At 63.4% G+C, this 14,765-nt stretch carries 15 protein-coding genes and 2 pseudogenes; 1 reads left to right on the top strand and 16 read right to left on the bottom strand.

Annotation, left to right across the window (positions count from 1 at the left end):
* Nucleotides 1-23: 23 nt before the first annotated feature.
* The 15 genes and pseudogenes from CWO89_RS09405 to CWO89_RS09335 form a co-directional block, all read right to left on the bottom strand.
* Nucleotides 24-188, bottom strand: a complete 165-nt coding sequence (locus CWO89_RS09405; protein WP_502702903.1) for a transposase — start codon at nucleotides 186-188, stop codon at nucleotides 24-26.
* Nucleotides 189-792: 604 nt separating this feature from the next.
* Nucleotides 793-1,776, bottom strand: a complete 984-nt coding sequence (gene dhaK, locus CWO89_RS09400; RefSeq protein WP_130578348.1) for a dihydroxyacetone kinase subunit DhaK — start codon at nucleotides 1,774-1,776, stop codon at nucleotides 793-795.
* 33 nt (nucleotides 1,777-1,809) lie between these two features.
* Entirely contained in the window at nucleotides 1,810-2,238 is a 429-nt protein-coding gene (locus CWO89_RS09395; protein WP_130578347.1) for a hypothetical protein, read from the bottom strand.
* The gene (ptsP, locus tag CWO89_RS09390) at nucleotides 2,225-3,844 is read right to left on the bottom strand and encodes a phosphoenolpyruvate--protein phosphotransferase (protein WP_130578346.1); all 1,620 of its coding nucleotides are present in this window, start codon (nucleotides 3,842-3,844) and stop codon (nucleotides 2,225-2,227) included. The genes CWO89_RS09395 and ptsP overlap by 14 nt, the downstream gene beginning before the upstream one ends.
* A gap of 1 nt (nucleotide 3,845) precedes the next feature.
* Nucleotides 3,846-4,148, bottom strand: a complete 303-nt coding sequence (locus tag CWO89_RS09385) for an HPr family phosphocarrier protein (protein ID WP_165421071.1) — start codon at nucleotides 4,146-4,148, stop codon at nucleotides 3,846-3,848.
* A 30-nt stretch (nucleotides 4,149-4,178) separates the two neighbouring features.
* Nucleotides 4,179-4,571, bottom strand: a complete 393-nt coding sequence (dhaM, locus tag CWO89_RS09380; RefSeq protein ID WP_130578344.1) for a dihydroxyacetone kinase phosphoryl donor subunit DhaM — start codon at nucleotides 4,569-4,571, stop codon at nucleotides 4,179-4,181.
* Complete coding sequence (gene dhaL / locus CWO89_RS09375) at nucleotides 4,568-5,191, bottom strand: dihydroxyacetone kinase subunit DhaL (protein ID WP_130578343.1); 624 nt, start codon at nucleotides 5,189-5,191, stop codon at nucleotides 4,568-4,570. The genes dhaM and dhaL overlap by 4 nt, the downstream gene beginning before the upstream one ends.
* Before the next feature lie 12 nt (nucleotides 5,192-5,203).
* Complete coding sequence (locus CWO89_RS09370) at nucleotides 5,204-6,232, bottom strand: ABC transporter ATP-binding protein (RefSeq protein ID WP_130578342.1); 1,029 nt, start codon at nucleotides 6,230-6,232, stop codon at nucleotides 5,204-5,206.
* Nucleotides 6,225-7,322, bottom strand: coding sequence for an ABC transporter ATP-binding protein (locus tag CWO89_RS09365; RefSeq protein ID WP_130578341.1), 1,098 nt, complete (start codon nucleotides 7,320-7,322; stop codon nucleotides 6,225-6,227). The genes CWO89_RS09370 and CWO89_RS09365 overlap by 8 nt, the downstream gene beginning before the upstream one ends.
* Before the next feature lie 10 nt (nucleotides 7,323-7,332).
* Nucleotides 7,333-7,461 (bottom strand): hypothetical protein, encoded by a 129-nt coding sequence (locus tag CWO89_RS48805; RefSeq protein ID WP_283813524.1) that lies wholly within the window; start codon nucleotides 7,459-7,461, stop codon nucleotides 7,333-7,335.
* 68 nt (nucleotides 7,462-7,529) lie between these two features.
* Nucleotides 7,530-8,492 carry a carbohydrate ABC transporter permease gene (locus tag CWO89_RS09355; RefSeq protein ID WP_130578339.1) on the bottom strand — a complete coding sequence of 321 codons (963 nt, stop codon included), beginning with the start codon at nucleotides 8,490-8,492 and terminating at the stop codon, nucleotides 7,530-7,532.
* Entirely contained in the window at nucleotides 8,489-9,412 is a 924-nt protein-coding gene (locus CWO89_RS09350) for a carbohydrate ABC transporter permease (RefSeq protein ID WP_245475875.1), read from the bottom strand. Before CWO89_RS09350 ends, CWO89_RS09355 begins: the two co-directional genes overlap by 4 nt.
* A gap of 122 nt (nucleotides 9,413-9,534) precedes the next feature.
* Nucleotides 9,535-10,893 carry an ABC transporter substrate-binding protein gene (locus CWO89_RS09345; RefSeq protein WP_130578337.1) on the bottom strand — a complete coding sequence of 453 codons (1,359 nt, stop codon included), beginning with the start codon at nucleotides 10,891-10,893 and terminating at the stop codon, nucleotides 9,535-9,537.
* Between the two features lie 629 nt (nucleotides 10,894-11,522).
* Nucleotides 11,523-12,804 (bottom strand): annotated as a pseudogene (locus CWO89_RS09340) (amidohydrolase family protein).
* Nucleotides 12,801-13,883 (bottom strand): ABC transporter permease subunit, encoded by a 1,083-nt coding sequence (locus CWO89_RS09335; protein ID WP_130578336.1) that lies wholly within the window; start codon nucleotides 13,881-13,883, stop codon nucleotides 12,801-12,803. Before CWO89_RS09335 ends, CWO89_RS09340 begins: the two are co-directional and overlap by 4 nt.
* Before the next feature lie 89 nt (nucleotides 13,884-13,972).
* On the opposite strand from CWO89_RS09335, the gene CWO89_RS09330 reads away from it, so the two are divergent.
* Complete coding sequence (locus CWO89_RS09330) at nucleotides 13,973-14,191, top strand: hypothetical protein (protein WP_130578335.1); 219 nt, start codon at nucleotides 13,973-13,975, stop codon at nucleotides 14,189-14,191.
* Nucleotides 14,192-14,388: 197 nt separating this feature from the next.
* Here the strand turns inward: CWO89_RS09330 and CWO89_RS45775 are convergent.
* Nucleotides 14,389-14,765 (bottom strand): annotated as a pseudogene (locus CWO89_RS45775) (ABC transporter substrate-binding protein); the annotation flags it as partial.

Here is a 14,765-nt window from a genome sequence, read left to right as displayed (position 1 = left end):
GCATCCGCGACAAACCCGGTCCTTCAAGGCCGGGTCAAGGCGCGCCTTTGGTTCTCGATATATTGCCGAACAATGGCGATCGGCGTCCCTCCGCAGGAGGCGGCGAAATAGCCCGGACTCCAGAGATGGTCGCCCCAAAGCTTGGGAGTCACCGCGCCGAGGCGATGTGCACGCAGGCTCGTCCTCATCATTGATTGGACGCCGGCGAGAGTGCACTTGGTTCAAGCCGATTCTTCCGCCAACCATAGCGGTCGCGATCGTACAAAATCGCAGCCTAGCGCGGACTTGGTGCCCAGGGAGGGAATCGAACCACCGATAGTATTTTTTCTCCTCACCGCGATCTGCAGAACTCGGCACGATCGGCGAAACACGAAGCTTTACTCGTAACGATCACGATCAGCTCTTAAGCCGCACGCGAGTATCCTGCCCTTTCGACCCAACTCTGTACGCCGCCCAGACTTCTATGGACCTCACATCACTTCCAAAGAACGATCACCCACACTGGCTCTCAATAGATTTTTCTTGATCTTCCAGTGCACACGTCGTGCACACGCCGCCTTCTAACCAATTGAAAAATCTAAGCTCTCGCTCCAGTCCATCATGGGCCAATTTGAGCCAGCTCCAGCCAAGAAGATCGAGGCTGGTCAATAGCGGTCAGCTTCGCGCCGACAGCGGCCGGCCGGCACGATCACCTCTTGTCTAAGGCTACATCTTATCGAAGCGCGATAAACGCGAGCGAATTCAGGCAAAGCCGCCGGGGCGAAAGCGATCACCTATCGCTCACGACCGCGATCACCATTTCAATGCCGCCGTGCGCACGGGATGATCCCAGAGCGCGGTCGTCTCAGTGTCGAGCAAGCTTACGGTGAGCGAGCACCCGGCCATGTCCAGCGAGGTGACGAAGCTGCCGACCAGCGAGCGAGCGATGCGCAGGCCGCGCTTCTCGAGCATCCGGCGCGCCGCGTTATACATCAGATACAGCTCGATCGTCGGCGTTCCGCCAAATCCGTTAACGAGCAGGAGGGCCTCGGCCCCGTCACGCGCGTCGAGATCCTGCGCGATGGCAGTCGTCATCTCGTCCGCGATCGCATCGGCCCGCTCCAGCTTGACGCGCCGACGTCCCGGCTCGCCGTGAATGCCGACCCCCATCTCCATTTCGTCCTCGCCGAGTGAGAAGGTCGGCGTGCCCGCGGCCGGGACCGTGCAGCTTGTCAGCGCCACGCCCATCGAACGTGTGCGCGCGTTGACGCGCTCGCCGAGCGCAACGCAGCCCTCGAGGTCGGCGCCCTTTTCGGCGGCCGCGCCGACGATCTTCTCGACGATCAGCGTACCGGCTACGCCGCGGCGCCCGATGCTGTGTGTCGAGTTCTCGACCGCGACGTCATCATCCGTCACGATGGTGGCCGTGCGGCCCTCGGCGATCTCGGCCGCCATCTCGAAGTTCATGCGGTCCCCCGCATAGTTCTTGACGATGAACACCGCACCGGCCTCACCGGAAACAGCCTGCGCGGCCTCAACGATCTGGTCCGGCGTCGGCGACGTGAAGACCTGTCCCGGGCAGGCGGCGTCGAGCATGCCATAGCCGACGAAGCCCGCATGCAGCGGCTCATGCCCGCTGCCACCGCCCGAAACGAGCGCGACCTTTTTTGGGTTCAGCTCACGGCGCCGCACGAATTTCCGCTCCGGTCCGAGCGCGACGAGATCGGCATGCGCGGCCACAAGTCCGTCCAGGCTCTCCGCGAGCACGCCGTCGACCGAATTGATGAACTTCTTCATTATCTCCTCCCCGCTTCCCCCTTGGCCCCACGCCTATTTTTCCCGCATGATGGCAATCAGGCGCCGCGCGAATTCCTGGAGCAGCGCATCGAGCTCGGCGTTGCGCTTGGCGCTGCCTAGATCGGGCAAATGCAGCGCCAAGGTCCGCTCGTGCGGTCCTTCGGTCAGCCGACCGATCCGGCGCGGATGCGCGCGCGCATAGGCGCGAAGAAAGGCGGCCTTCGCCTGCGGCGGGAAGTGGCAGACATCGAAGATCGTATTGAGATGCTGCACGGGTATCGGCACCGGATAGGCGGGATTGCTGATCTGGCTCACGAAGCTGCGGTTCTTCCCCATGGCGTGCGCCAGACGCAGCCGCATGCCCGACGGCCGGCTCTCCAGCACTTCCTTGAAGATGCGCTTGTAAACCGCAACAGCGCCGGCTGCCGCCTGCTCATCGATCGCCGTGTCAGCCAAGGCCACCTCCGCTGCTCAGCCGGTCGATCGTCTGCTTGATCTGCGCGAGCGCCGACGCATTCACCGAAAGCTCGCGCAAGCCGCAGTTCAGCAATGCGGGAAGGCAACGCGGATCGCTTGCCATATCGCCGCATAGGCTGACGCTGATCGCGGCGCGCCGCCCATGCTCGGCGGTCCGCGCGATCAGTTCAAGCACCGCCGGATGCAGCGGGTCCATCAAGGGGGCGAGCGCTCCATTGGAACGATCGCAGGCAAGGACATATTGCGCGAGATCGTTCGAGCCGATTGAGAAGAAGGAGGCCTTGAAGCTCGTAATAGCCAGGGCCGCCGCCGGGACTTCGACCATGATTCCCAGCTCGGGAAGCATCGCGGCAATGCCGTCCGCCTGCAAGCGCTGCACGACATCGGTGAAAAGCTCCCGCCCCGCCTCGAGCTCGCCCGCCGAGGTGACCATCGGAAACATGACCTTGAGGTTTCCGCGCACAGCGGCCCGTGCCAGCGCGCGGAGCTGAATGGCAAAAATCTCGGGCCGGGCCAGGCAAAGCCGCAAGCCCCGAACCCCGAGGAACGGATTGGCTTCGCCATCCAGCGTGAAGCCGGGCACCGGCTTGTCGCCGCCCGCGTCAAACGTGCGAATGGTGACCGGGCGCCGGTCGGCCCAACGCAGCACCGCATCGTAAGCCTGAAACTGTGTCTCCTCATCGGGCAAACCGCCCCGCTCCGTCAGCAGAAACTCGGTGCGCATCAGGCCGATGCCATCGGCATATTGCGCGTCGGCATGCTCGAGATCGTCGACGCGCTGGATGTTGATAAACAGCTTGATCCGCTCGCCGTGCCACGATGCCGTCGGCCGCCGCAGGATCGCACGGGCAGACGCCCTGCTCTTGCGATGGCTTTCGCGCCGCTTCTCGAACAGGCGGACCTGCTCGGCGCTGGGATCGAGTTCGAGCGTCGCACCTTCACCATCGAGCAGCGCCGTGGCTCCGATATCCGGAACCGCGCCGAGCTGCACGACCATCGGGATGCCCCGCGCGCGCGCCAACATCGCGACATGGCTCGTGGGACTGCCGCGCAAGAGTGCGAGCCCGCCGCCGCCGGACCAGTCGATCTCCAGGAATCGCGAGGGCGGCAGATCGTCGGCGCAAACGACGGCACCGCTCGGAATCTTCAGCGCCTGGCCCCCACCGCCCCGCAGAATGTTGATCACGCGGTCGCGCAGGTCCGCAAGGTCCGAGGAGCGCGCCTTCAGATATTCGTCCGCGGCCGAATTGTAGTCCGCGATCTGCGCGTCGAGCGCCGAACGCCATGCGACATCCGCCGGATCGCCATCGCCGATCGATGCGAAGATCGCTTCGATAAAATCCTCATCCTCCAGGAGCGCGACCTGGAATTCGAGAATCTGCGCAGCCTCGCCGCCGGCGATCCCCGCGAGATCCGCGATCTGCCCGCTTGCCGCGTCAATCGCAGCGCGAAGGGCAAGCGCTTCTTCAACGAGGTTACCCGCGACACGCTCGCCGTTGGTGTCCGCGTCGACACGGACAAGCGGGCCATGGGCAAATCCGATCGAGGCGGTTCTGCCGCGGTAGGCCAATCCGGTCGCGCCACCCTGCATGCTACGATGTCCCGTCTGGAAAATCGGTTGCGATCAGATCGACCAGCGCCGCGACGGCGGCCTCCGCATCACTGCCCGACGCCTTGATCTCGATCGTGCTGCCGTGCGCCGCGCGCATCGCCATAATCTTGGCCACGCTCTTGGCGTTGATCCAATCCGCCGCGCCTGCGACCCGAACGGATATCTGGGCCTGAAACTTCTTGGCGAGCTTGGTCAGCTTGACCGCCGGGCGCGCATGCATGCCCACCGCGTGCACCAGGCGCACATTGTCGGTGAAGATCTGTCCGTCCGCTTTGTCCAGCATGCTCAAATTCCATTCTTCTTCGCCGACGTCTCAGTCGGCAGAGAGTTCCTCGGCCACGGCCTTGACCTGGGCCAGTGAGCTACCGCCTGCCGCCTCGGCTGCCGCCATCACGGCCCCCTCGACAATCGGCGCGTTGCATACGACAACGAGATCGCGCCGCGCAGGCTCCAGCATCTCGACCGCCATTTCGCTGTTGGTTTCGGCACCGCCCAGGTCGACGAGAATCGCGACGCCCTTGGCGGACCAGGCATCGTTGATGGCGTCGATGATCAGGGACACGCTGGTGCCCAATCCGCCGTCGGGATTGCCGCCGCAGAACGCCACCCTGACCTCGCTGCCGACCATCTGCCGCACCATGTCGGCGGTGCCCTTGGCGATGTCCTTCGAATGCGAGACGATCACGATCCCCACGGTTTCCGTCATTGGCATCGCTCCAGGCTCGCGCAGACCGCCTGCACGAGAACGCAACTCGAGCGGGCGCCGGGATCGACGTGTCCGATGCTGCGCGATCCAAGGAACGACGCCCGCCCCTTGGTGGCCTGCATCGGCACGGTCCGCTCGACCGCTTCAGCGGCGGTGGCCCGGACCCGCGCGATCAGATCCGGCTGACCGGCCGCCGTCTTCAGCGTTTCCAGGACTGGAACAAGCACGTCCAGCATCGTCTTCTCGCCGGCCTGCGAGCGGCCACGCGCGCTCACCGCGTTCACGCCGCTGCCGAAGACGTCCGCGAGGTCGTCCGGCAAGTGTTTGTCGTGCGAGAGCGCTTCGCCCGCGGCGAGGAAGAAGCTCCCGTAGAGCGGCCCGGACGCGCCGCCGACCGTCATCACCAGGGTCTTGCCGATCATCTTCAGCGCCTCGTCGAGCGGTTGCGCGGAGATCGCATCGAGCTTGCCCAGAACCGCTTCGAATCCGCGCTTCATGTTGATTCCGTGGTCGCCATCGCCGATCGCCTGATCCAGGCTCGTCAGCTCCGGCGCACTGGCGATGACCTGCTCTGCGGCCACCTTGATCAACGACTTGAACGTCTCGGGTTGCAGCGACATCGACCTGACCCTCTAGTGAATTACCGCGGGGATGCGTTGCCCCGCGCGATCGAAATAGAGCGGATGTACCAGGTGCAATTCGACCTCCTGACCGGCCTCTAGCGGCTGCTGATGCGGATCCGCAAGCGTCACCAGCATTTCGCCCTTATAGTCCAGATGAACGTGATTCTGTTCGCCGAGGTGCTCGACACGGTGGACGCGACCGACCATCCGCCCGCCATTGCGCGCACCGACCTTCAGATGCTCGGTACGGATGCCGACGGTCTCCGTTTCCGGCGGCACCGCCACGTCGGACAAGAGACGTGCGGGAAGGAAATTGATCTGCGGCGTGCCGAGACGCGAGGCAACATAGGAGCTGGAGGGGCTTTCATAGATCTCCCGCGGCGTGCCGAGCTGAAGGAGCTGGCCATCCTTGATCACGCCGATCCGGGAGGCCATCGTCATGGCCTCGACCTGGTCGTGGGTCACGTAAAGAATGGTCGCGCCAAGTTCGAGCTGGATGCGCTTGAGCTCGATACGCAGCTCCGAACGGAGCTTCGCATCCAGCGACGAGAGCGGCTCGTCCATCAGGTAGATCGAGGGATCGCGAACCAGTGCACGGCCGATCGCCACCCGCTGCATCTCGCCGCCGGACAGGCGGGTGGCGCGGTTGTTCAGCTTGCTTGCGATATGCAACAGCTCCGCCGTCTGTTCAACGCGCTTGCGGATGACGGGCCCCGGCACGCGCCGCGCGGGCGAGCGCAGCGGGAACGCCAGGTTGTCATAGACCGTGAGATGCGGATACAGCGAATATTGCTGGAAGACAAAGGCGATATCGCGCGATCCCGGCGGATCATGCGTCACGTCGCGGCCGTCGATCATGACTGAGCCGGCGTCAGGGGTCTCGAGCCCGGTGATCAGCCGCAGCGTCGTGGTCTTGCCGGCGCCGCTCGGACCGAGCAGAACCAGGAATTCCCCGTCATTGATCGCCAGCGAGAGCTCGCGCACCGCCTCCACCGTACCGAAGCGCTTGGTGATGTTGCGCAGGATGACGTCAGCCATGGCAGGCGCTCCCCTCGTTGGCGGTCCGGATCGCAAGGCCGCTGCTGGCATCGAACAACGCCAGCCTTTCGGAGTGGAATTCGAGACCCACCGTCTCGCCGATCCGCACCGACGCGTTGGAGGGCAGCCGCGCCGCGACGCGTCCATGCGCCGTGTCGACGGTGACAATCTGCGTGGTGCCGAGATATTCCGCGCCGAACACCTCGCCACGGACGGGTGCTGCGTCGGCGAAGCGGATATGCTCCGGACGTATCCCGAGCGCCAGCGGAGCAGTGGCGCGATCCTCGCGGATTTCCCGGATCGCGATGCTGGTGTCATAGAAGGCGATGGCCCGATCACCAGACCTCAAGCCGCCCTCAAAGCGCAAAAAGTTCATGGGCGGCGAGCCGATGAAATCGGCCACGAACATGCTTGCGGGCCGGTCATAGACCTCCTGCGGCGAGCCGATCTGTTCGACGCGCCCCTTGTTCATGACGGCAATCCGGTCCGCCATCGACATCGCCTCGAGCTGGTCGTGCGTCACGTAGACGGTAGTCGCGCCGATGCGATCGTGCAGGTCGCGAAGCTCGCCGCACATCAGATGCCGAAACTCGGCATCGAGCGCCCCAAGCGGCTCGTCCATCAGAAAGGCCTTGGGCCGCCTCACCATGGCCCGCCCAAGCGCGACGCGCTGGCGATCGCCGCCCGACAACGTTGAAGTCTTGCTCGACAAGAGATGCTCGATCCGCAGGAGCCGCGTCGTCTCCTGCACCCGCTCGCGAACCTCGCGCCGGCCCATGCCCTGGCATTTCAGGGGAAAGCCAATATTGTCAGCGACATTCATGTGCGGATAGAGCGCAAAGAGTTGGAAGACGAAGGCGATGTCGCGGGCCGCCGCCCGCCGGAAGGTCACGTCCTCGCCGTCGAGCAGGATCTTTCCTTCGGTCGGCAGTTCAAGGCCCGCAATCATGCGCAGCGTGGTCGTCTTGCCGCAGCCGGAGGGTCCGAGCATCGCGAAAAAGGTGCCGTCGTCGATCGTGAAGTTCGAGCCTTGCACGGCCGTGAACTGATCAAACGACTTGCGCAGGTTTTCGACGCGAATTTGTGCCATGTTGACCGCCCTATTCCGGAAAATGGCTGACGATGACGTAGCCAATCGTGCCGGCAAGGATCGTCACGAAGGAATAGCCGTACAGATCGATGGACCAGGGCTGCACCAGCATGATGATGCCGCCCCCGATCAGGGTCATCGCACCGGCCTCCCAAGGCCCACGACTGAACCAGCGAGACACTCCACTTTTGGCAACCGCAGACCCGCTCATTTGCGTACAGCTCCAAAGGTGATGCCGCGCAACAGGTGCTTGCGCAACAACACGGTGAACAGGACGATCGGAACGACGAACAGCGTGGTCGCGGCAGCAACGGCCGGCCAGTCCTGCCCGCCCTCGCCGATGATGAAGGGAATGAAGGGCGGCATGGTCTGCGCCTCGCCGCTGGTCAGGAGAACCGCGAAGGCATATTCGTTCCACGAGAAGATCAGGCAGAAGATCGCGGTTGCCGCGATTCCCGTGACGGCCTGCGGCAGCACCACCTTGCGCAGCGCCTGGAGCCGCGTGTAGCCGTCGACGAGGGCGGCCTCCTCATACTCCCGCGGAATCTCGTCGATGAACCCCTTCAGCAGCCAGACCGCGAGGGAGACGTTCACGGCGGTGTAGAGCAGGATCATGCCGAGCCTGGTGTCGGTCAGGTTGAGCTGCCGGTACATCAGATAGATGGGAATCGCGACCGCGACCGGCGGCATCATTCGCGTCGACAGTATGAAGAACAGGAGATCGTCAGCCAGGGGTATGCGGAATCGCGAGAATGCGTACGCCGCGAGCGTGCCGAGAAAGACGGCCAGGAATGTCGAGCCGAACCCGATGATCAGCGAGTTGACGAAGCGCGGCACGACCTTCGACGGTCCGGCGATGACCATGTCGCGCTGGCGCACGAGCTTATCGTACCAGGTCTCCGGCGGCGGTAGCTTGGCGATGAAATCCGGCGTCTGGCGGGTGCGCACGGTGAACAGGTTCACGTAGCCTTCCAGCGTCGGCTCGAAGATCACCTTGGGCGGGTAGGCGATGGCGTCGCTCTGCGACTTGAACGCGGTGGCGACGATCCAGAGCAGCGGCAGGATAGTGATCACGGCGTAGAGAATGACGAGGCTGCCGGCCACGGCCTTTGAACGCGGCGAGGCCTCGACGATGGAGTGAGCGGTGGACTTGGCGAGGGCAGCGGTCATCGTTGCTTCACCTTGTTGAGCGCTTTGACATAGATGTTGGCGGCACCGAATACGGTCACGAACAGGATGATGGCGAGCGCGGACGAATAGCCAGTGCGCCATTTCTCGAATGCCGCGCGCTTGAGCGTGATCGACACGAGCTCGGTGGTCGATCCCGGGCCTCCCGACGTCAGGAGGTTGACCATGTCGAACATCTTGAAGTTCTCGATCGCGCGGAACAGCACGGCGAGCATCAGGAACGGCACCGTCATCGGCAGCGTGATCGACCAGAACTGCCGCCAGGCCGAGGCGCGATCGACTTCGGCAGCCTCATAGATGTAGTCGGGAATGGAGCGAAGCCCGGCGAGGCAGATCAGCATGACGTAGGGCGCCCACATCCAGGTGTCGACCAGCACGATGGTCCAGGGCGCGAGCGAGACCTGCCCGGTCATGCTGAACGAGCTCGGCGGCACCCCCGTGAACAGGCTGATCACGTAGTTGAACGGCCCGATCTGCGGCTGCAACAGCAGCGTCCAGAAGTTGCCGACCACCGCTGGCGACAGCATCATCGGCAGCAGGATGATCGTGGTCCAAAAGCTGTGACCGCGAAACTGGCGGTTGATCAACAGCGCCAGGCCATAGCCGATGACCACCTGTAGTGCCACCGACCAGATCACGAATTGCGCCGTGGTCTGGAGCCGAAACCAGACGTCCTCGTCGGTAAGGATGTCGGTGAAATTGTCGAGCCCGACAAACCGCAGCGGCAGATAGGACATGCTGAGGTTGAGGCTGGTGAAGGACAGTCGGATCATCCACACCAGCGGAAATATGTTGATCGCCAGCAAAAGGGCGATCGTCGGCGCAACGAACAGCCACGCCATGGTTCGGTCCGAAAGGCCACGCGCGCGCCGCGTGCCGCGAGATTTGGCGGGCTCGCTCATGCCTGCCATCGTAGCATGATCAGGTTGAAGGATCGTCGTCATCTGGTCCATCGGCTGGCTGGTTCGGCTTCCCCGAGGCACGTCCCCCGGGGAAACCAGTTCAGTTAATGCGATTGCCGTGTCTATTGCGACGCGACCTGCTTGCCCTGCTCCTTGAAGACTTTGGTCCAGTCCTTGACCAGGAGATCGAGCGCTTGCTGCGCAGTGCCTTTGTCGGCGACGACGTAGTCGTGCACCCGCTTCTGCATGTCGAGCAACAGTTGCGCGTAGGACGGCTCGGCCCAGAAGTCCTTCACGATTCCCATCGACTCCAGGAACTGCGGTGCGAACGCTGCGCTCTTCGGGAAGTCGGGCGCATCGACGACCGCCTTAAGGGCCGAGTAACCGCCGAGTTGCCACCATTTCTGCTGCACGGCGGGCTGCGCGAACCATTTGATGTAGGCGAGCGCGTCGTCCTTGCGGTCGGAGGTCGCGACGACCGAGATGCCCTGTCCGCCGAGCTGGGTGAAGTGTCCGTTCGGGCCGGCCGGATTGACAAAGAACCCGATCTTGTCGCCGCCGACATTCGGGTCCTTGTAGAGGCCCGGGAAGAAGGCGAACCAGTTCATCTGCATCGCCACCTGGCCGGACTTGAAGGCATCCAGCCCCTCCTGCATGTAAGCATTGGTCATGCCGGGAGCGGTGCAGCATTTGTAGAGCTGCTTGTAGAACTCGAGCCCCCTTACGGCATCGGCCGAATTGACGAAGCTCTGCATCTGGTACGACTTCTTCGGATTGTCGTAGCTGAAGCCGTAGTTATAGAGCACGTTGGTCACGCCCATGGTGATGCCTTCCGAGCCGCGCTCGGTGAAGATATAGGCGCCATAGACTTTCTTGCCGTCGATCTCGCGGCCCTGGAAGAACTCCGCGATCTGCTTCAACTCGTCGTAGGTTTTCGGTGGCACCAGGTCGCGGCCGTACTTGGCCTTGAACGCGGACTGAATTTCAGGCCGCGAGAACCAATCCTTGCGGTAGGTCCAGCCGACCGCGTCGGCCATGGCCGGCAGCGCCCAATAGTTCGGCGAGTTCTTCGGCCATTGGGAATAGCCCACGACCGTCGCCGGGACGAAGTCGTCCATCGATATCTTCTCCTTGTCGAAGAAATCGTTGAGCTTGACGTACCACTTGTTCTCGGCGGCTCCGCCGATCCACTGGCTGTCGCCGATGATCAGGTCGCAGAGCTTGCCGTGAGAGTTGAGCTCGTTGAGGAAGCGATCGGCATAGCTCGTCCATGGGACGAACTCGTACTTCATCTCGATGCCGGATTGCTTGGTGAAGTCCTTGCCGAGCTCGACCAGCGCGTTGGCCGGATCCCATGCCGCCCAGCACAGCGTGAGCTGCTTGCTCTGGGCTGCGGCTTCGCCTCCGCCAAATATCCCCAGCAGCGCCGCCCCGAGGACCGCGGTTGCCGCCGAGCTTCTTAGCCAATTGAATGTCCGCATATCCGTTTCCTCTCTCGTTGAAGCATCTAACCCGCTCGGCGCTCCCTGCCGGAACGACGCCAAGACCCTGAGTTTGAGGAGCGATGGGTGGAGAACGAGACGGACCATGTCCGGAAAACGGGCCCGGAACGGCTTGGGCTCCTCCCACGCATCGGTTCGATGCGCGATGTTTAGTTTTTTTATAATGCTAAACGTATTACTAAATTTTTGAGGCCGTCAAGCCGGTTTCTCGCAGCCCTAACGAAAAGATTTGCGACGTCGGCGCGCGCAAGCGGCACGACCGCGATGCGGCAAAATGCTTGAAAATATGGTGCCGAACTTGATCGCCGATGTCGCCCGGCAGGAGCAATCCAGCCCATCCCAACAACAGGAGAGCCCGAAGGTTGGCCATGGCCACGTGTTTATCAAATTACTTTACTGAACGTTCAATGAAGCAAGCAATTCAGGGGCCCGAGCAGTCCCCTCGTCGTGAGAAATCTGACGATGGCCGCTTCCGTTCGGATTTGATCGCGTTCGTCGTGGTGGTGTGGGCACCCATCTGGGCCACAATAGCAATCGAAAGATCAACAAGGAACGACGAGTTTTGCTCGCGATTTGACCACTTTGATAGCGAGTGCAGGCGACGCTGCCTAAAGAAAGGCCCTGGCGGCCTCGCCATGCATCGATCGGAGCCGTGCGAGATCGATATCGACCGGTCGGCCATCGACGACACGCCAATGTCCGGCGACCATCACCCGGTCGGCGCTGTGGGCCCCGCACGAGCGGATCTCCAGCGCCCGAAAACCTCAGATCGTCGAGAAGGAACCGTCCCAGGACATCCGCGGAACCGCGGGTGCCCCAGCGCAGGGCGTCAAGATGCGTCACTGCTTCGGCGCCATAGCGAAGCTTCCCCATCAGCATCGCGTGCCGGACGGCTTCCATCATGTTGGAGCTGTCGTTCGAGGCGCTGCCGTCGACGCCGAGACCGACGGAGACCGCCGACGCCTCCAGCTCGACCGTCCGGCAGGTTCCGGACGCCAGCAGCATGTTCGAGGTCGGGCAATGACAGACGCTGACTCCGTGTCCGCCAAGCAGGCGCATCTCGTCCTCGTTGAAATGAACGCCGTGCGCGAGCCAGGTCCGGTTCGATAGCCAGCCGCAATCCTCGAGATATTCCACCGGCGTACAGCGGAATTGCTGCCGGCAGTAGTCGTTCTCGTCTTCGGTTTCCGCAAGATGCGTGTGCAGCCTGCGGTCATGCTTCGCGGCGAGCGCCGCGGTCTCGACCATCATCGGGCGTGTGACGTTGAACGGGGCGCAGGGCGCCAGGGCTAAGGTGGTAAACGAGCCGGGCTGCGGATCGTGATAGAGCGAGAGGACGCGCTCGCAATCCGCCAGCACGGTGTCGTGATCCTGCATCAGCCTGCGGTCGGCGATGCCGCCCTCCTCGAAACCGAGATCGATCGCGCCGCAAGTCAACGCTATCCTGATTCCGAGCGCGCGGGCCTCCTCGACCTCGATGTCAACAGCGTCGGGCATGTCGGCGGGAAATACGAAGAGATGATTCGTGGTCGTCGTACAGCCGGACATCAGCAGCTCGGCGAGCGCCACCCTGACCGCGAGGCGGAACGCGTCGCGGGTCAATTCGCGTCCCCAGATCGGGTAGAGCGTCTGCAGCCAGGGAAACAGCTTCTTGTTGATCGCGCGCGGATGCGTCCGCGTCAGCGTCTGGAAGAAGTGGTGGTGTGCATTGACCAGTCCGGGAATGATGACATGACGGCTGGCATCGAACACCAGATCGTAAGTCGACTGCGGGCCGGTCGCGCCGACCAGCTCCACGATCACGCCGTCGGAGACGATGAGCCCTCGCTCCGCGCCCTCGGCGAGGACAGCGATCGGATCCCGCAGCCACAGGCGTTGAGATGAGCTCATGCCGCGCGACCGACGTGGATCGAGCGCTCGAGCAGGTCGGCGCCGCGATAGGCGAGCACCGAGATCATGATGCTGAGCACGGCCCCGCTCCATACCATGCCGTAGTCGAGCGAGCCGCGCGAGACATCCATGAGGTTGCCGAGCCCCGTGCCGGTCAAGAGCCACTCCGCGATCATGACGCCGAGCAGCGCCCGCGGCGCCACCAGCTTCGCGGCCGCCGCGATGTAGCGGAACGAATACGGGATCGAGATGAACCTCAGCTTCTGGATCGGACCGCCGCCATAGACCTCGACGGTTTCAAGCGCTGCGCGCGGCACGACGGCAAATCCCTGGACCAGAAGGACGAAGGCCGGAAAGAACACCACCACCACGGCCATGAAGATGCAGGCCGAAATGGTCCTGCCCAGGAGCAGAAGTACGATCGGTGTGAGGGCGACCAGCGGCGTGCTCTGCAACACCATGGCCGCTGGCAGGATCACCTTGAGCAATCCCGGCATCACCACCGACAGTGCGGCGAGCAGAAACGCAATGCCGAGCCCGACGAACAGGCCGAGCAGCGCCATCGGGATGGTCTGCCCCACGGCATGCAGCAGCGCCGACCTCGCTTCATCGGATCCGTCGGCAAAGGTCAGGTAGGATACGACATCCCAGGGTCGCGGCGCGACGATCGGGCTGACGTCGGCCCATTTCAGCACGGCCCACCACAGCACGAACGGCAGCGCCACCGATGCAATCACCATAAGATAGCGTTTGAAGCCGGCCTCGCCGTCCTGGCCATGCAGTTCGTCCGGCATGCGGCCCGCCGCCACGGTGACCGGGATCGTCGCACCGACCATCGAAGACCCGAGCGAGAAAAGCCCATAACCGGTCAGCGCCAGGGCCGCTGCGGCCATGCTGATCCCCCAGAGCCTGTCGGCATCGGACTGACCGAGCGAGCCGAGCAGGAAGGTGCCGAGGCCCCAGCGCTCTCCGGAGCCGAACTCGCCGAGGATCGCGCCCAATACCGATAGCGACGCAGCCACCCTCAATCCCGCTAATACGCCCGGCATGGCGCTGCGCAGGCGGATAGAGCGCAGCAAAGTGATCTCTCCACCACCATTGGCCTTGATGGCGCGGATCGATGTCGCGGAGCCCCACCAGCATCGAGACCATCGTCGGGAAATAGATCATGGTCGCGGACAGCACGATCTGCGGCCAGCGGCCGTCGAGCAACAGCACGAGAAGCGGTCCGATCGCGATCGCCGGCACGGCGAACAGCGCGATGTTGACGCTACGGAACAGGCGCTCGACCGTCGGGAACAGGCAGAAGACCAGTGCGGCGACCGACGCAATCGACGTGCCGATCAGGAAGCCGAAGGTCGATGTCGCGGCCGTCGCCGCGACATGACCCCAGTACAGATCGGAATTGGCGCCGACGTCCGCGACCACCACGGAAAGCGGCGGGAAAATCCTCACGCCGCTGACCGGTACATGCCCCAGGGCCTCCCAGGCACGGCAACGCCAAGCGTGCAAAGGATCGTGATCCCTGCTTTGGCCGGAAGGTCGCTGGCGACACGCGGCATGGTCATCCCTCGGCCGCCAAGGTCAGATCTCGGCCAGAAGACTGGTGTCGAACATATCCTTCCGTCCGGTGATGCCGACGCTGCTCAGCGACTTCAGGTTCTGCTCGATCACCTCCTCCGTGATCGTGAACAACCCCTTCGGATGGTTCATGAGCGAGGGCTGCATCGCGTTGAAGAAGTTCTCTGCCCCCACCGTCGATCCCGTCCCCTTGAACCAGGTGTCATGGTAGAGCGGCGGGTATTTGAGGGGATCGGCGAAGTTTTCGGCCCATCCGCGACGGCTCGCCTGCAGGAATTTCAGCAGCTCCGGCCGCTTCGACGACAGCGTGTCGGTCGTCACCGTCACGAGGTCGATCAGAAGCGGCAAGCCATGATCGTCGAACAGGACCGGCCTGCCGC

The organism is Bradyrhizobium sp. Leo170 (assembly GCF_004296405.1).
GTDB lineage: Bacteria > Pseudomonadota > Alphaproteobacteria > Rhizobiales > Xanthobacteraceae > Bradyrhizobium.
This window is presented reverse-complemented; position numbering and strand designations above follow the sequence as displayed.

Coding starts and splice junctions, on each gene's coding strand:
- CWO89_RS09365 (WP_130578341.1), bottom strand. CDS start 7,322: ATGGCACAAATTCGCGTCGAAAACCTGCGCAAGTCGTTTGATCAGTTC.
- CWO89_RS48805 (WP_283813524.1), bottom strand. CDS start 7,461: ATGACCCTGATCGGGGGCGGCATCATCATGCTGGTGCAGCCCTGGTCC.
- CWO89_RS09350 (WP_245475875.1), bottom strand. CDS start 9,412: ATGAGCGAGCCCGCCAAATCTCGCGGCACGCGGCGCGCGCGTGGCCTT.
- CWO89_RS09370 (WP_130578342.1), bottom strand. CDS start 6,232: ATGGCTGACGTCATCCTGCGCAACATCACCAAGCGCTTCGGTACGGTG.
- CWO89_RS09405 (WP_502702903.1), bottom strand. CDS start 188: ATGAGGACGAGCCTGCGTGCACATCGCCTCGGCGCGGTGACTCCCAAG.
- CWO89_RS09385 (WP_165421071.1), bottom strand. CDS start 4,148: ATGCTGGACAAAGCGGACGGACAGATCTTCACCGACAATGTGCGCCTG.
- CWO89_RS09345 (WP_130578337.1), bottom strand. CDS start 10,893: ATGCGGACATTCAATTGGCTAAGAAGCTCGGCGGCAACCGCGGTCCTC.
- ptsP (WP_130578346.1), bottom strand. CDS start 3,844: ATGCAGGGTGGCGCGACCGGATTGGCCTACCGCGGCAGAACCGCCTCG.
- CWO89_RS09355 (WP_130578339.1), bottom strand. CDS start 8,492: ATGACCGCTGCCCTCGCCAAGTCCACCGCTCACTCCATCGTCGAGGCC.
- dhaL (WP_130578343.1), bottom strand. CDS start 5,191: ATGTCGCTGCAACCCGAGACGTTCAAGTCGTTGATCAAGGTGGCCGCA.
- dhaK (WP_130578348.1), bottom strand. CDS start 1,776: ATGAAGAAGTTCATCAATTCGGTCGACGGCGTGCTCGCGGAGAGCCTG.
- dhaM (WP_130578344.1), bottom strand. CDS start 4,571: ATGACGGAAACCGTGGGGATCGTGATCGTCTCGCATTCGAAGGACATC.
- CWO89_RS09330 (WP_130578335.1), top strand. CDS start 13,973: ATGGTCGCGGACAGCACGATCTGCGGCCAGCGGCCGTCGAGCAACAGC.